The sequence below is a fragment of the Variovorax sp. H27-G14 genome (genome assembly GCF_046156345.1).
In the GTDB taxonomy this organism is placed as follows: domain Bacteria; phylum Pseudomonadota; class Gammaproteobacteria; order Burkholderiales; family Burkholderiaceae_C; genus Variovorax.
Genome location: NZ_JAYLVN010000008.1, coordinates 16,713 through 32,565 on the forward strand (window position 1 = coordinate 16,713; position 15,853 = coordinate 32,565).

The following is a 15,853-nucleotide window of genomic DNA, read 5'->3' on the forward strand; positions in this document are numbered from 1 at the left end:
TTGAGCCTCCAGGTGATGTCCTGCAGTCGGCTTCCATACTTGCGCGGAAAGACGGGCCTCTTCGTGCTGTAACGAACAGACCGGCACCGGCTTCGGGCTGCATCCTGTGCCAAAACTCCAGGAGATCCAATGCTTGCGAGGCGAGTCGACTCATGACGCATCCCGCTAATAGCCACGTTCACGTTGCCGCCAAGGCCCTGGACTGCACGACGGCGCTGCTTACCGCGCTGCAGATGGCCGAATCCGACCGCTTGACTGTGATTTCAGGCATCAGTGAGACCACGCTGATGGAGCACGCGGGGCGGCCGGTGGCGCAGGCCATCATCGACCGTTGGAGTCCGCGCCCGGTGCTCGTGCTGTGCGGTCCCGGGAGCAACGGTGGCGATGGCTTCGTGGCCGCGCGGCGGCTGGCCGAAGCCGACTGGCCGGTGCGCGTGGCGGCGTTGGTGCCGCGCGAGCAGTTGCACGGCGCGGCGGCCCACCATGCGGCGCTGTGGCGAGGTCCGGTCGAGCCACTGACGCCGGCCGCACTCGACGGCGCGGAGCTGGTGGTCGATTCTCTTTTCGGTGCGGGCTTGAGCCGCGCGCTGGAAGGCGCTGCGGCCGCAACGCTCGTGGCCGCCTTGGCAAGGCAGCTGACCATCGTCGCGGTCGATGTGCCGAGTGGCCTGATGGCCGACACCGGGGTCGACGCGGGTGCGGTGCCGTCGGCCCTTACCGTCACGTGCTTTCGCAAGAAGCCCGGCCATCTGCTGCAACCGGGCCGCCGCCTGTGCGGCGAACTCGTGGTGGCTGACATCGGCACGCCCGCATCGGTGTTCCCGGCCATGTCGAAACATGGCGTGCCCGATACCTTCGAGAACGACCCCGCCCTGTGGGCCGACGCGCTACCCGGCCTGCAGGCAGACGGCAACAAATACACGCGTGGCCACGCGCTCGTCTGGGGTGGCTGGCCGACCACGGGCGCGGCCCGCATGGCAGCTCGCGCGGCGGCGCGAATCGGCGCAGGCCTGACCACCGTCGCCGTGCCAGAGGTCGCGCTGCCGGTCTATGCCGCGGCGCTGACCAGCATCATGGTGAGCGGGGTCGCGCGGCACGAAGACTTCGAGCGCCTGCTGGCCGACCGTCGCTACTCGGGCCTGCTGATCGGCCCGGGTGCCGGCATCGGGCCCGACACCCGCGCGCGGGTGCTCGCCATGTTGCGCACGGGCAGGCCGACCGTGATCGATGCCGATGCGCTGTCGGCATTCCGTGACGAGCCCGATGGCTTGTTCCGAGCCGTCACCGGGTCGTGCGTGCTGACGCCGCACGAAGGCGAGTTCTCGCGCCTGTTCGATACGACCGGCGACAAGCTCACCCGTGCCCGCGCCGGTGCGCACGGCAGTGGCGCCATCGTCGTGCTCAAGGGCAGCGACACCGTGATCGCGGCGCCCGATGGCCGCGCTATCGTCAACGCCAATGCGCCGCCGACGCTGGCCACCGCCGGTGCGGGCGACGTGCTGGGCGGCATGGTGCTGGGGCTGCTGGCGCAAGGCATGGAACCCTTCCTGGCAGCTGCGGCCGCCGTGTGGCTGCATGGCGAGGCCGCGGCCGGATTCGGTCCCGGCCTGCTGGCGGAGGACTTGCCCGATCTTCTGCCATCAGTGCTTCGGCGTCTGAGTGGCTTTGTTCGTCGTTCGTACTGAAGCGCACAGACGGTCGCCCTGTCGCCACGCATGCTCATGCCCATGCAACTCCAACGTAAACCATCATGACCACCCAGACTCCTTCTCACAACTTTCATGCAGCGAAGCCGCATGAAGCGCAACCCGTTGTCGATGGCGCCGCGCCGCACGATCTGAAGCCGCTCTTCCTCGTGGCGTGGCTGCTGTGTGCCGTCTTTTATTTCTTTCAGTACGCCGTGCGCTCTGCGCCTGGCGTGATGCAGACCGAGCTCACCCACGCCTGGGGCGGCAACCACATCGGCGCGATGATCTCCGCCTACTACGTTGCGTATGCGCTGATGGCGCTGGTGGCCGGTGTGCTGCTGGACCGCTACGGCGCGCGTCGCACCATTCCGTTCGGCATCGCCGTCGTTGGCATCGGATGTCTGGTCTTTGCGCAGGGTAGTGAGGCAGCAGGCATGGCTGGCTTCGTGCTGCAGGCGCTTGGAGCGATCTTTGCGTTCATCGGTTCGTCCTATGTTGCCGCGCGTTATCTGCCGGCGCGCATGCTGGCGATGTTCATCGGTTTCACGCAATGCCTGGGAATGGCCGGAGCGGCGTTCGGCTCCAAGCCGGTGCACATGGCGATCGATCCGGCCGGCAGCTTCCATGTCGGCTGGCAGTCCGTGTGGATCGCCTTCGCGGTCGCGGGCTTCGTGCTCGCCGTTGCAACCTGGCTCGTGATGCCCAAGGAGAGCGGAGACAGCCCGAGCCATCACGGCGCGCTGTCTTTCGCCAGTGTCGTCGCCCCGTTTAAGACGGTGTTCGGCAACGTGCAGAGCTGGCTCGCCGGCATCGTCGGCGGCTTGCTTTTCCTGCCCACGACGATCGGCGCACTGGTCTGGGCCACCGCTTTTCTGCATGGTGGCGAACACATGACGATGGCAGCAGCAGCATCCGACGCGGCAATGGTGCCGATCGGTTGGGTGATCGGCTGCCCGCTGCTGGGCTACATCTCAGACAAGATCGGCCGCCGGAAGCCCGTGCTGATCGTCGGCGCACTGGTGATGCTCGCGGCCGGCCTTGCCGCGATCTACGTTCCGGTGGGCACGCTGCCGCGCTTCTCGGTCGCGCTGCTGCTCGGCGTCGCGTCCGGTGCCGCGATGATTCCTTTTTCCATGATGAAAGAGCTGAACCCGTCACAGGTCAAAGGGACGGCGGCCGGCGTGATGAACTTCCTCGTCTTCGTAATGACCGGAATCATGTCGCCCTTCATCTCGCACTTGATGCTGCCCGACCAGGGAACGCCGATGACGCTGGGCGCGTTCCAGACGGCCTTGCTGCCGCTGGTGGGCGGCGTGATCGTAGCTATCGTGCTGAGCTTCTTCCTGCGCGAGTCCGGCACAGCTGGCGCGAAGCACAGCCCTTCGATCGCCGGCGTGGCATCGCCCAAGGTCGTCAGCGCCTGACTCCCACGACACCCCACAAAGAAGCTTCACCATGGACATCGCAGTCTTCAGCACCCAATCCTACGACCGCCGCTTTCTCGACGCCGCGGCCGCGGGCCACCACACGCTCCACTACATCGAAGCCCGCCTGACGCCCGACACGGCGGTGTTGGCGCGCGGCGCGAAGGCAGTCTGCGTCTTCGTCAACGATCAAGTCGACGAGTCGGTGCTCGGCCAGTTCAAGAGTCTGGGCATCGGTCTGGTCGTCTTGCGCGCGGCCGGCTACAACAACGTCGATCTGGCGGCGGCGAAGGCGCAGGGGATTGCGCTCGGCCGGGTGCCTGCCTATTCGCCAGAAGCCGTCGCGGAACATGCGGTGGCCTTGATCCTGTCACTCGATCGAAACATCCATCGCGCCTATGCGCGGGTGCGTGAAGGCAACTTCGCGCTCGAAGGCTTGCTCGGCTTCAACTTGCATGGCCGCACGGTCGGCATCGTGGGAACCGGTCGTATCGGCACCAGCATGGCGCGGATCATGACGGGCTTCGGATGCAAGGTGCTGGCCCATGACATTCAGCCGAATCCGCTGTGCGCCGAGATCGGCGTCAGCTACGTGCCTTTGGCACAACTGCTCGGCGCGTCGGACATCGTCACGCTGCACTGCCCGCTCACGCCACAGACGCAGCATCTCATCGATGCCGCCGCGATCGCCAAGATGAAGCACGGGGCGATGCTCATCAACACAAGCCGCGGACCGATCCTCGACACGAAGGCGGCAGTCTCGGCCATCAAGAGCGGCGCTCTTGGCCACCTCGGACTCGATGTCTACGAAGCGGAGGGTGCGCTGTTCTTCGACGACAAGTCCGACGACGTGATTCGCGACGACGTGTTCGAGCGGCTGCTGACATTTCCGAATGTTCTCGTCACCGGGCACCAGGCCTTTTTTACCGAAGATGCGATGACGGCCATCGCCGCGACGACCATCGCCAACATCGATGCGTTCGCAAAGAATGGAAAACCAATGCACGAAGTGAGCTGAAGTCATGCACGCCATGGTTCTGAACAAGATCGGTACTTCGCTCGAATGGACCGAGTTGCCCGACCGGCAGCCCGGGCCCGGCGAGATCCGCGTCGCGGTGGGGGCTTGCGGCGTCTGTCGCACCGATTTGCATGTCGTCGATGGCGAACTGCCGCACCCGCATGTGCCCATGATCCCGGGGCACGAGATCGTTGGCCGCATCGACGTCCTCGGCGCAGGCGTGACAGACCTCGTACTGGGCCAGCGTGTCGGCATTCCATGGCTCGGCCACACCTGTGGCGTCTGCCCGTTCTGCAAGATGCAGCGCGAGAACCTGTGCGACCGCCCGCTGTTCACGGGCTACACCCGCGATGGCGGCTTTGCAACGGCCACGGTTGCCGATGCGCGTTTTGCGTTTCCGTTGGGCGAGCGGGGCAGCGACGAGTCGCTCGCGCCCTTGCTGTGCGCCGGCCTGATCGGATGGCGCGCACTGACGATCGCAGGCGATACCAAAACGCTGGGCCTCTATGGCTTCGGCGCAGCCGCCCACATCCTCGCGCAGGTAGCGAAGTGGCAGGGCCGTTCGGTATTCGCCTTCACACGGCCGGGCGATCGCAAGACTCAGGACTTCGCACGCAGCCTCGGCGCGACCTGGGCCGGTGACTCCGACCAGGTGCCGCCGCAAGCACTCGATGCGGCCATCGTCTTTGCCACGGTCGGCGACCTGGTGCCGCTGGCGCTGAAGGCCGTGCGCAAGGGGGTTAGGGTGGTGTGCGCCGGCATCCACATGAGCGACATCCCGCGCTTCCCCTACAGCCTGCTGTGGGAGGAACGACAGCTGTTGTCGGTCGCCAACCTCACGCGGCAGGACGGGCTCAATTTCCTCGGCCAGGTGCCGCGCATGGGCATCGTCACGAAGACCACGCGCTACCCGCTGGAGCGTGCGAACGAGGCGCTCGCCGATCTGCGCGCTGGACGCTTCGAGGGTGCGGCCGTGCTGGTGCCGTGAACGTCAGCGGGTTTCGGTCTCCGGTCTCTGAGAGATCATCGATGAAGATCGATTCGAATACCTTTCGCGCGCAGCCACGGAAAGCGCTGATCCTGGATCGGCAACCGACGCGGATCAATGCGCTGTGCCGGTCGGAGAAGCAATATCGTCACCGCTTGCAAAGACACGTCGAGCACATGAGCGCTCTGCAGGCACTGCTGCAAGCGTCCAACCGCCATGCACTCCTGCTGGCCTTCTAGGCGATGGATTCCGCAGCGAAGTACGGTGCGATCCAGCATGTGATCTGAGCACTGGCAGCGGCGTGGACTCGCCCCGGTACATCGGGCCTGCGGACGATAACGACGCTGCACGGCTGATCGTCTCGCGCATCGTCCTGGACACCCTCAAGAAAATGAGGATGGCCTTTCCACGACCGACGCCGTCCCACCGTCAGGAGTTGAAGGTTGCTCGCGCAAAGTTGACGCGGTGATGTCAAGCGATGCACGCATCGATTGCGATCTCGGCCCACCCATCAAAAAAGGTCACTTTGTCTTCCTGAGTACGTTGCCGCACAGACCCTTGAATGCCAAGCGCGCATCGTTGTGTCCACCCCCCAACCCAGGAACACACCATGGCTTACGAGAGCATCAATCCCTTCAATGGCAAGACCCTCAAGACCTTCGAGCATCTGAACGGTGCGCAGCTGGAAGCCTCGCTCGCGACCGCGCAAGCGACCTTCGAGACCTGGAAGCACACGAGCTACAAGGAGCGTGCCGTCATCGTCGACAAGGCCGCCGCGCTGATGCGCGCCCATGTGGACGACTTCGCCAAACTGGCGACCCTCGAAATGGGCAAGCGCATCGACGAGGCCCGCGGCGAAGTCAAGTTCAGTGCCGACATCCTGGCCTATTACGCCCAGCACGGCGCCGAGTTCTTGGCGCCGACGAAGCTGCATCCGAAGGTCGGCGAAGCGCACATGGAAAGCAGCCCGTTCGGCGTGCTGTTCTGCGTCGAGCCCTGGAACTTTCCGTTCTATCAACTGGCACGCATCGCCGGCCCGCACCTGATGGCGGGCAACACGGTGGTGGTGAAGCACGCCGGCTGCGTGCCGCAGTGCGCGATCGCGTTCGAGAAGCTGTGGATCGATGCCGGGGCACCGAAGGGCGCCTACACCAACCTGCTGATCTCGCACGAACAGTCGAACATCGTCATCGACGACCCACGCATCAAGGGCGTGGCGCTGACTGGCAGCGTGGCCGCTGGTCGCAGCATTGCCGCACGCGCCGGGCAGAACCTGAAAAAGTCGTCGATGGAACTGGGCGGCAGCGACGCCTTCATCGTGCTCGACGATGCCGACCTGGCCAAGACCATTCCGTGGGCCGTGTGGGGCCGCATGTACAACGGCGGACAGACCTGCTGCGCGGCCAAGCGCTTCATCGCGGTCGAATCGATTGCCGACAAGTTCATCGACCAGTTCAAGACCGCACTGTCGGCCCTGCAGCCGGGCGATCCGATGGACGAGAACACCAGCCACGGCCCACTCTCCACCGAAGCTGCGCTGGTGCAGTTGCTCGCGCAGGTCGATGCCGCCGTGAAGGGCGGGGCCAAGCTGCTGATGGGCGGCAAGCGGCTCGACCGCCCGGGTGCGTTCATGGAAATCACGATCCTGACCGACATCAAGCCCGGCAACCCGGCCTTCCGCGACGAGTTCTTCGGCCCGGTCGTTTCGTTCTACCGCGTGAAGGACGAGGCCGCGGCCATCGCGCTGGCCAACGACTCCGACTTCGGCCTCGGCGGCTCGGTCTGGACCCAGGATGTCGCACGTGGCAAGCGCGTAGCGACCGCTGTCGACACCGGGATGATGTTCATCAACAACATCGACTGGTCGGATGCCGAGTTGCCCTTCGGCGGCATCAAGGACTCGGGCTACGGCCGTGAACTCGGCAACATGGGAATCCAGGAGTTCGTCAACAAGAAGCTCGTGCGCACGGTGCAGGCCGACGCGCCGGTCATTGGCTGAGCCCGGCATCGCGATGTACGTCAACCTCGCTGTTCTCGCGGAGACGCAGCCGCACGAAAAGCGCGTGGCGCTGGTGCCCGCGGTGGTCCCCAAGCTCCTCAAGCTCGGTGCCCGGCTGCACATGCAGACCGGCGCCGGGCGCGCCGTGCACCTGCCCGATGCCGCCTTCAAGGACGTGGTCTTCATGGAGGACCGCCTGGCCATGGTGGCCGATGCCGACGTGGTGCTGGCGGTGCAACCGCCCGCCCTCGAAGTCATCGACGCGATGAAGCCCGGCGCCCTGCTGATCTGCTTCGTATATGCCGACAAGGCGCACGCCTTCGTGCAGCGGCTGCTCGACAAGAAGATCACCTGCTTCGCGATGGAGCGCCTGCCGCGCATCACGCGGGCGCAGAGCATGGACGCGCTGTCCAGCCAGTCGGCGTTGGCCGGCTACTACGCCGTGCAACTCGGCTCCACGCACATGGGCCGCATCCTGCCCAAGCTGACTTCCGCGGCCGGCGCCATCGGACCGGCCAAGGTGCTGGTGATGGGACTGGGGGTGGCCGGGCTGGAGGCGGTGGCCACGGCGCACCGGCTCGGCGCCGTGGTCGAGGGCTACGACGTGCGGCCCGACACGGCGGAGCAGGTGCGTTCGCTCGGCGCCACCTTCGTCGAGACCGGTGTCGATGCGCGCGGTGAGGGCGGCTATGCGCGTGAGCTCAAACCCGACGAGCAAGCCAAGGTCGCCGATGTGTTGACGAAGCACATCCAGCAATCCGACCTCGTCATCACCACCGCGGCGATCCCGGGCAAGCCAAGCCCGAAGCTGATCAGCCACGCACAGGTCGCCGGCATGAAGGCCGGTGCCGTGATCGTCGACCTGTCGGCCGAAGGTGGCGGCAACTGCGAGGACACCGTGCCCGGCGAGACGGTGCAGGTCGGCCCGGCGCTGATCGTCGCGCCGTTGAATGTGCCCTCGATGGTGGGCAGCGACGCGAGCGAGTTGTTGGCGAAAAACCAGTTCAACCTGCTCGAGCTGATGCTGAAAGACAACGTCATCACGATCGACTGGACCGATGAGGTGCTGGCGAAAACGGCGCTGTGTCACGACGGCAAACGCACCGAGGACGCACCCAAGCCGGCCGACGCAGCCGTCTCTGGAAAGAACGCGCCCGCGCCTTCCAAAACCCCTGCCACGCGCACAACGGCTTGAGCCGAGAACGGACCCGATCATGAGTTTCGCGATGAACATCACCGGCCTGCTGGCCCTCACCATCTTCATGCTGGCCGGCTTTGCCGGCTGGGTGATCATCGGCCACGTGCCGGCGATCCTTCACACGCCGTTGATGTCCGGCTCCAACTTCGTCCACGGCATCGTGGTGGTCGGCGGGCTGTATGCGCTGCTCAATGCAAGCACCGTGGAACAGCAGGCCTTCGGTTTCTTCGCCGTGCTGCTGGGTGCGGGCAATGCGGCCGGCGGCTACGCCGTCACCGACCGCATGCTGGCGATGTTCCAGACCAGCGGCAAGAAACCTGGCGCCAGAAAGCATGGCAAGGGCGCAGGCCACAAGAAGCCAGCCATCAAGGTCGTTGCTGGCGGCAAGCATTGAGCACCACGCCATGTTGAACTTCCTTCCTCCCTCTCTGGCCCCGCTGATCGTCGGCCTTGCCGGCATCGCCGCGTCCTTCCTGTTCCTGTTCGGCCTGCAACGCATGTCGTCGCCTGTGACTGCGCCCTCGGGCATTCGTGTGGCCGGCGTGGGCATGGTCGTGGCGGTGCTGGCCAGCTTTCTGTATGCGCTGGGCGTGGACGAAGCCGCGCGCCCGCATCTGTGGGTCAATTTGGCGCTCGCCATCGTGGCGCTGGCGCTCGGCGGCGGCGTGGCGTGGTGGGCCGGCCGCACGGTGGCGATGACCGCCATGCCGCAGATGGTGGCGATCTACAACGGCATGGGTGGTGGCGCGGCTGCGGGCATCGCTGCGGTGGAGCTGTTCGGAAATAAGGCGAGCGACGCCACTGCCCTCGGCGTGACACTGCTCGGCGCGCTGATCGGTGCGGTGTCGCTCTCGGGCTCGCTGATCGCCTGGGCCAAGCTGCAGGGCGTGTTGAACAAGCCGCTGCGCGTACCGGGGCAGCAGCTCCTCAATGGCGCGGTGATGCTGGTCACCGTGGCGCTGGGTGTGTTCATCGTCTGCGTGGCCTACAAGCTGGTCGACTCGCCCGTCGCGATGCCCGCCATGGTCTGGACCTTCCTGGCACTGGCGCTGGCCTTCGGGGTGCTGATGACCTTGCCCATCGGCGGTGCCGACATGCCGGTGGTGATCTCGATCTACAACGCCTTCACGGGTCTGGCGGTAGGGCTCGAAGGCTACGTGCTGCAGAACCCGGCGCTCATGATCGCCGGCATGGTGGTCGGTGCCGCCGGCCTGCTGCTGACGCTGCTGATGGCCAAGGCCATGAACCGCTCGGTGAGCAACGTGGTCTTCACCAACTTCGGCGGGCCGTCCAAGCACAAGCGCAGTGCGGTCAAGGGGGAACTCAAGCCGATGGCGCCGGGCGATGCAGGCATCGCGATGCGCTATGCCAAGTCGGTGATCATCGTGCCCGGTTTCGGCTTGGCGGCGGCGCAGGCGCAGGGCAAACTGTACGAGTTCGTGAAGATGCTGCAGGCCGGTGGTGTCAGCGTGAAGTTCGCGATCCACCCCGTCGCCGGCCGCATGCCGGGCCAGATGGACGTGCTGCTGGCCGAGGCCGGCGTGCCCTACGACATGATCTTCCAGCTCGAAGACATCAACGAGGAGTTCGCCACCACCGACATCTCGCTCGTCATCGGCGCCAACGACGTGGTCAACCCGGCCGCGCGCAGCGACAAGGGCTCGCCGATCTACGGCATGCCGATCCTGAACGCCGACAAGGCCGGGAAGTGCTTTGTGGTCAAGCGCGGCGAGGGCAAGGGCTATGCCGGCATCGTCAACGCACTGTTCTACGCCGACAACACCTGCATGGTCTATGGCGACGCACTGGCCGTGCTGCAGCAGATGACCGAATCGGTCAAGAGCCTCGGCCTGCCGGCCGCTGCGTGAACCCACCCCCGAAAACCCCAGAAAGCACACCATGACACCCAAGATGCAAGCCGCCGTCGTTGAAGCCTTCGGCCAGCCGTTGAAACTGATGGAGGTCGACAGGCCCGTGGCCGGCCCCGGCCAGATCCTCGTCAAGACCGAGGCCTGCGGCGTCTGCCATACCGACCTGCACGCCCGCAACGGCGACTGGCCCGCCAAGCCCAAACTGCCGTTCATCCCGGGCCATGAAGGCATCGGTATCGTCACGGCGCTGGGCGCCGGCGTCACGGCGGTGAAGGAGGGCGATCGCGTGGGCGTGCCATGGCTGTATTCGGCCTGCGGCCATTGCGAATATTGCCTGCAGGCCTGGGAGACGGTCTGTGCGAAAGCCGAGTACGGCGGCTACACGAAGAACGGCGGCTTCGCCGAATACATTGTGGCCGACCCGAACTACGTGGCGCACATCCCGGCCGGACTCGCACCCACGGCCGCGGCGCCGCTGATCTGCGCGGGCATCACCAGCTACAAGGGCATCAAGGAGACGAAGGCCCGGCCCGGCGAGTGGATTGTCATCTCGGGCATCGGCGGCCTCGGGCACCTGGGCGTGCAGTACGCCAAGGCCATGGGCCTTCACGTGTGCGCAGTGGACATCGACGATGCCAAGCTCGCGCATGCGACCAAGCTCGGCGCCGACGCGGTCGTCAACGCCAGGCACCCGGACGCCGTTAACGCCGTCATCAAGGTGACCAGTGGCGGCGCGCACGGCGTGCTGATCACTGCGCCGTCGCTGCCGGCCTTCCAGCAGGGCGTGGCGATGACGCGGAAGATCGGCACCTGCGTGCTGGTGGGCATTCCACCGGGCGACTTCCCGACGCCGCTCTTCGACGTGGTGGCGAACTGCATCACCATCCGCGGCTCGTTCGTGGGCAATCGACACGACATGGCCGAGGCACTCCAGTTCGCCGCCGAAGGCAAGGTCAAGGCCGACATCGAATTGCAGCCGCTCTCGGCGATCAATGACGTGTTCGAGCGACTGTCCAAGGGCGAAGTGCCGTCGCGCGTGGTGCTGGATTTCTCGGCCCGGTGAGATCAGCGCGTCCACCAGGCTTTTTGGGGCATATCCCTTTCACTGAAGGAGTTTGAAAAATGGCAGGCACATATTGGAACGACTGGTACTCGGGTTGGGGCTGGTTCCTATGGTTCGGGATGATGATCCTCATCTTCTCGAGCGCCGGGAACTGGGGCTACACCTACCGCGTGCACCGCAACTACGGCAGGCCCCTCGGCAAGGAAGCGCAGGACATCCTGAGTGAGCGGTATGCGCGCGGGGAGATCACCCACGACGACTACAGCCGCATGAAAGCGGCCATCCTGGCGTAAGGAAAGACGAATGAATACCCAAATTCAAAATGCCATTTCGACCGAGCCGCCTGTCTGGTTCATCACCGGCTGCTCCACAGGCTTTGGTCTAGAACTCGCAAGGCAGGCCATCGACCGTGGCTACCGGACGGTGGTGACCTCGCGCGATCCGGCCACCCTGGAAGGCTTCGCTGCGACCGACAAGGTCCTCGTGCTTGCGCTCGACGTGACCCAGCAGGACCAGGTCGTCGCAGCTGTCCAAGCGGCGCAGGAGCGCTTCGGCGTTATCGACGTGTTGGTAAACAACGCCGGCATCGGCTACTTCGCCGCCGTCGAGGAGGGTGAAGAGGCAGAAGTGCGCAAGATGTTTGATGTCAACGTCTTCGGCCTGACCCGCATGATCCAGGCCGTGTTGCCCGAGATGCGCAAGCGTCGGCGTGGCTGCATCGTTAACTTCTCGTCCTTGGCCGGCATCCGCGGCATGCCGGCACTGGGGCAATATTGCGCCACCAAGTTCGCGGTCGAAGGTCTATCGCAGGCGTTGCGGCAGGAGGTCGCTGAACTGGGACTGCAGGTGATGGTGGTCGAACCCAGCGGGTTTCGCACCGACTGGGCCGGCCGCTCCGCCAACGAGAGCAAACACCAGATCGACGACTACGTCGCCACGGCCGGCAATGTGCGGCGCCAAATCCGCGCGTCCTCTGGTCAGCAGCCGGGCGACCCCGTGCGTGCCGTCGATGCCCTCATCGATGCGGTGGTCTCAGGCCATCCGCCACACCATCTGCTGCTGGGCAACGACGCCTTCGACGGCGCGATGACCCAGGTCGAAGCATTGCGCACCGAGTTCGCGGCGGGCGAGGCCGTGGCGCGCGCCGCCGACTTCCCCCAGCCTGTGCGTGCTACGGCTGTTGGTGCTGTCGTTTGAGACCCCGGCAACCGATGCGATGAACCGCGACGCGGCATTGCTCACAACACGCAGAGGACGCTGATGGAAAACGCCGGCCGCCCCGTGGCCCGGGCCATTCTCGAGAGGCGGTGGTCCCGGTGTCCTGACGGGCCCGTGTGCGCCGAGACTCAGGTCGGCACGCGAGTGCCGACCATGCGGTCGTGCTTCACGAAGAAGCTGCGTGCCAGCGCGATGAGCTGGTTATCGGTCGGGTGGTCCACCACCTCGTAGCCGGCGATGCGGGGCATCGTCTGCGGCCGGTGCTTCTCCACATAACGCTGGAAGTCGGCGACGCTCGTGTTTCCCCCCACGACCAGCACTTCGGCGATGCCGTCGAACGCATCGCAGACGGAACCGAAGAACTCGTGTTCGGTGCGCACGCCACTGTGATGCTGGCGTGTGAACTTCAACTGCTCGTGCACATGCTGCTCTACCCTTTCGTCGGGTGCGAACTGCAGCAGGTGGGCGGATTGATGGTCGACAAAAGCGACCGCGTGAAAAAGGCTCATGGCTTGGATTCCCGTTCGTGAAGGGTTTGGCAGGTGATGCATCGCAGGGCTTGGGGTTCGATCTGCAGGCGGCCGAACGGAATCGCGGCGTGGCAATCGACGCACAGGCCGTAGGCGGAACCATGAATACGTTCCAACGCTGCGCGGATCGCCGTGTACTCGCCGCTGTCGATGTCCGCCACGATGCCTTCGACCTCGTGGGTCCCTTCGCGCTGGCGTGCGTCGTCGGCGTCCTGCAGCAAGACGCGGCGGGCAGCTTCGACCTGCGACTCACCCTCCAGCTGCAAGGTGCTCAGGCGTTCGAAGGCGATGCGCCGGGACTCGAGCAGCGCCGTGAGGACGAGGCGCTGCGCGTGCGAAAGATGAGAGGGTGTGCTTGCGCTCATCGCTTGTCTCCCTGGGTCGCGGCGCCCCATGTCCATTCGAGGATCTCCGGCATGTCCTGTCCATGCACGTCGATGTAGAGCTTGTGCGCGACCAGCTTGTCACGGCACATCTGCTTGAGGTAGTCGGCCCGGCTGCTCAGGTGCGGCAGGCAGTCCAGCACCTTCTGCACCAGGTGAAAGCGGTCCAGCTCGTTCTGCACGCGCATGTCGAAGGCCGTGGTGATGGTTCCCTCTTCCTTGTAACCGTGGACGTGCAGGTTGCGGTTGGTGCGGCGGTAGGTCAGGCGGTGCACCAGCGACGGGTAGCCGTGGAAGCCGAAGATCACGGGCTTGTCGCGCGTAAAGAGCGAGTCGAAGTCGGCTTCGTCGAGTCCGTGCGGGTGCTCGCTGGCCGACTGCAGCTTCATCAGGTCGACGACGTTGACCACGCGGACCTTCAGTTCCGGCAGATGCTCACGCAGGATGGACGTGGCCGCCAGGATTTCCAGCGTCGGTGTGTCGCCGCAACAGGCCATCACCACATCGGGTTCCGCGCCCTGGTCGTTGCTGGCCCAGGGCCAGATGCCGATGCCCTCGGTGCAGTGCACCACGGCGGCTTCCATCGTCAGCCACTGCGGCAGCGCATGCTTGCCGGCCACCACCACGTTGACGTAGTTGCGGCTGCGCAGGCAATGGTCGAACACCGAGAGCAGGCAGTTGGCGTCGGGCGGCAGGTAGACGCGCACGATGTCGGCCTTCTTGTTGATGACGTGGTCGAGAAAGCCCGGGTCCTGGTGCGTGAAGCCGTTGTGGTCCTGCTGCCAGACGTGCGAGGCGAGCAGGTAGTTCAGCGAAGCGATGGGCCGTCGCCACGGCAACTCGCGCGTGACCTTGAGCCACTTGGCGTGCTGGCTGAACATCGAGTCGACGATGCGGATGAAGGCCTCGTAGCTGTTGAACAGCCCATGCCGGCCGGTCAGCAGGTAGCCTTCGAGCCAGCCCTCGCACTGGTGCTCGCTCAGCATCGAGTCGAGCACCCGACCGCTCGGGGCGAGGAACTCGTCGTTCGACACGGTGCTCGCATCCCACTGCCGCATCGTCACGTCGAAGACCGAACCAAGCAGGTTCGACAAAGTCTCGTCGGGGCCGAAGACGCGGAAGTTGCGCTGGTCCTGGTTCAGCCGCACCACGTCGGCGAGGAACTTGCCAAGCACCATCGTGTCCTGCCCTTGCAGCGCACCGGGAGACGGGACGGTCACCGCATGGTCGCGGAAGTCAGGCATGTGCAGGTCGTGCAGCAGCAGGCCGCCGTTGGCATGTGGATTCATGCCCATGCGCCGGTTGCCTTCTGGTGCGAGTGCGGCCAGTTCGGGCAGCAGGCGCCCGTTCGCATCGAACAGCTCTTCGGCCCGGTAGCTCTTCATCCACTGCTCGAGCTGGGCGACATGTTCGGGGTGTTCGGCATTCACCAACAGAGGGACCTGGTGCGAGCGGAAGGTACCCTCGTTAGGCAGTCCGTCGACCATCTTCGGCCCGGTCCAGCCCTTGGGTGAGCGGAGCACGATCATCGGCCAGCGTGGCCGGGTCGTGCTCTTGTGCTCGCGCGCATCGCGCTGCGCCTGCTGGATCAACGCGAGGGCTTCATCCATCGCGGCGGCCATCCGCTGGTGCATCGTCTCCGGGTCGTCGCCTTCGACGAACAGCGGCGCCCAGCCGCAACCGCGAAAGAACTGGTCGAGTTCGTCGTGCTCTATGCGAGCCAGCAGCGTCGGGTTGCTGATCTTGTAGCCGTTGAGATGAAGGATCGGCAGGACCGCGCCATCGGTGGCCGGATCGAGCATCTTGGTCGATTGCCATGCGGTGGCGAGCGGACCGGTCTCGGCTTCGCCGTCGCCGACCACGCAGGCCACGATGAGCCCGGGGTTGTCGAAGACGGCGCCGAAGGCGTGGCTGAGCGAATAGCCCAGCTCGCCGCCCTCGTGGATCGAGCCCGGCGTCGTCGGTGCCACATGGCTGGAGATGCCCCCGGGAAATGAGAACTGCTTGAACAGCTTCTTGAGCCCCGCCTCGTCCTGCGTCACATCGGGATAGACCTCGCTCCAGGAGCCTTCGAGGTACACGTTTCCAACGATCGCGGGACCGCCATGCCCCGGGCCGGCGATGTAGAACATGTCCAGGTCGTGGGCCTTGATGACGCGGTTCAGGTGAACGTAGATGAAGTTCTGGCCTGGCGTCGTGCCCCAGTGGCCGACCACCAGCGGCTTCACATGCGACAGCTTCAACGGCTCCTTGAGCAGTGGGTTGTCGTAGAGATAGATCTGCCCGACCGACAGGTAGTTGGCGGCTCGCCAGTAGGCGTCCATCCTGTGCAGCAGGTCCGGGCTGAGCGAAGCGTTCTTCATGGGCAAGGATTCCGGGAGGTAAGCACTCGGTTGTAGAAGGCACGGGCCCCGTCGTCTGTGCGTCAGCGAACAGACGTTCCCTGGGGCGAGATTCAGACTCGTTTGCTTCG

15 protein-coding genes are annotated in these 15,853 nt (G+C 65.3%); 12 read left to right on the forward strand and 3 right to left on the reverse strand.

The genetic code is table 11. The annotated features are described in order from the left end of the window. Positions 1–152: 152 nt before the first annotated feature. The 12 genes from VLK31_RS19360 to VLK31_RS19415 all read left to right on the forward strand — a co-directional run bounded on the left by VLK31_RS19360 (position 153) and on the right by VLK31_RS19415 (position 12,446). Positions 153–1,685, forward strand: coding sequence for an NAD(P)H-hydrate dehydratase (locus tag VLK31_RS19360; protein ID WP_409170061.1), 1,533 nt, complete (start codon positions 153–155; stop codon positions 1,683–1,685). Positions 1,686–1,750: 65 nt separating this feature from the next. After that, positions 1,751–3,112 carry an MFS transporter gene (locus tag VLK31_RS19365; RefSeq protein WP_409170062.1) on the forward strand — a complete coding sequence of 454 codons (1,362 nt, stop codon included), beginning with the start codon at positions 1,751–1,753 and terminating at the stop codon, positions 3,110–3,112. Positions 3,113–3,143: 31 nt separating this feature from the next. Continuing rightward, positions 3,144–4,130: a 2-hydroxyacid dehydrogenase gene (locus VLK31_RS19370; RefSeq protein WP_409170063.1), complete on the forward strand. Its 987-nt coding sequence runs from the start codon at positions 3,144–3,146 to the stop codon at positions 4,128–4,130. 4 nt (positions 4,131–4,134) lie between these two features. After that, a complete protein-coding gene (locus tag VLK31_RS19375; protein ID WP_409170064.1) occupies positions 4,135–5,118 on the forward strand; it encodes a zinc-dependent alcohol dehydrogenase family protein in 984 nt (327 codons plus the stop codon). Positions 5,119–5,159: 41 nt separating this feature from the next. Next, a complete protein-coding gene (locus VLK31_RS19380) occupies positions 5,160–5,357 on the forward strand; it encodes a hypothetical protein (RefSeq protein WP_409170065.1) in 198 nt (65 codons plus the stop codon). A 371-nt stretch (positions 5,358–5,728) separates the two neighbouring features. Next, positions 5,729–7,117 carry an NAD-dependent succinate-semialdehyde dehydrogenase gene (locus VLK31_RS19385; RefSeq protein WP_409170066.1) on the forward strand — a complete coding sequence of 463 codons (1,389 nt, stop codon included), beginning with the start codon at positions 5,729–5,731 and terminating at the stop codon, positions 7,115–7,117. A gap of 13 nt (positions 7,118–7,130) precedes the next feature. Then, positions 7,131–8,312 carry an NAD(P) transhydrogenase subunit alpha gene (locus VLK31_RS19390; RefSeq protein WP_409170067.1) on the forward strand — a complete coding sequence of 394 codons (1,182 nt, stop codon included), beginning with the start codon at positions 7,131–7,133 and terminating at the stop codon, positions 8,310–8,312. 19 nt (positions 8,313–8,331) lie between these two features. Continuing rightward, positions 8,332–8,709: an NAD(P) transhydrogenase subunit alpha gene (locus VLK31_RS19395; protein ID WP_409170068.1), complete on the forward strand. Its 378-nt coding sequence runs from the start codon at positions 8,332–8,334 to the stop codon at positions 8,707–8,709. Between the two features lie 10 nt (positions 8,710–8,719). Beyond that, complete coding sequence (locus VLK31_RS19400) at positions 8,720–10,183, forward strand: NAD(P)(+) transhydrogenase (Re/Si-specific) subunit beta (protein WP_409170069.1); 1,464 nt, start codon at positions 8,720–8,722, stop codon at positions 10,181–10,183. Positions 10,184–10,214: 31 nt separating this feature from the next. Then, positions 10,215–11,249, forward strand: a complete 1,035-nt coding sequence (gene adhP, locus VLK31_RS19405; RefSeq protein ID WP_409170070.1) for an alcohol dehydrogenase AdhP — start codon at positions 10,215–10,217, stop codon at positions 11,247–11,249. A gap of 59 nt (positions 11,250–11,308) precedes the next feature. Beyond that, a complete protein-coding gene (locus VLK31_RS19410) occupies positions 11,309–11,542 on the forward strand; it encodes an SHOCT domain-containing protein (protein WP_323498708.1) in 234 nt (77 codons plus the stop codon). A gap of 10 nt (positions 11,543–11,552) precedes the next feature. After that, positions 11,553–12,446: an oxidoreductase gene (locus VLK31_RS19415; protein WP_409170071.1), complete on the forward strand. Its 894-nt coding sequence runs from the start codon at positions 11,553–11,555 to the stop codon at positions 12,444–12,446. A gap of 149 nt (positions 12,447–12,595) precedes the next feature. Here VLK31_RS19415 and VLK31_RS19420 read toward each other — a convergent pair whose 3' ends face one another. From VLK31_RS19420 to VLK31_RS19430, 3 genes are read right to left on the reverse strand one after another with little or no spacing between them, the layout of a single operon-like run. Continuing rightward, positions 12,596–12,976, reverse strand: a complete 381-nt coding sequence (locus tag VLK31_RS19420) for a hypothetical protein (RefSeq protein ID WP_409170072.1) — start codon at positions 12,974–12,976, stop codon at positions 12,596–12,598. Beyond that, positions 12,973–13,362: a TraR/DksA family transcriptional regulator gene (locus VLK31_RS19425; RefSeq protein WP_409170073.1), complete on the reverse strand. Its 390-nt coding sequence runs from the start codon at positions 13,360–13,362 to the stop codon at positions 12,973–12,975. Before VLK31_RS19425 ends, VLK31_RS19420 begins: the two co-directional genes overlap by 4 nt. Further along, the gene (locus VLK31_RS19430; protein ID WP_409170074.1) at positions 13,359–15,743 is read right to left on the reverse strand and encodes a phosphoketolase; all 2,385 of its coding nucleotides are present in this window, start codon (positions 15,741–15,743) and stop codon (positions 13,359–13,361) included. Before VLK31_RS19430 ends, VLK31_RS19425 begins: the two co-directional genes overlap by 4 nt. Between the last annotated feature and the right edge of the window lie 110 nt (positions 15,744–15,853).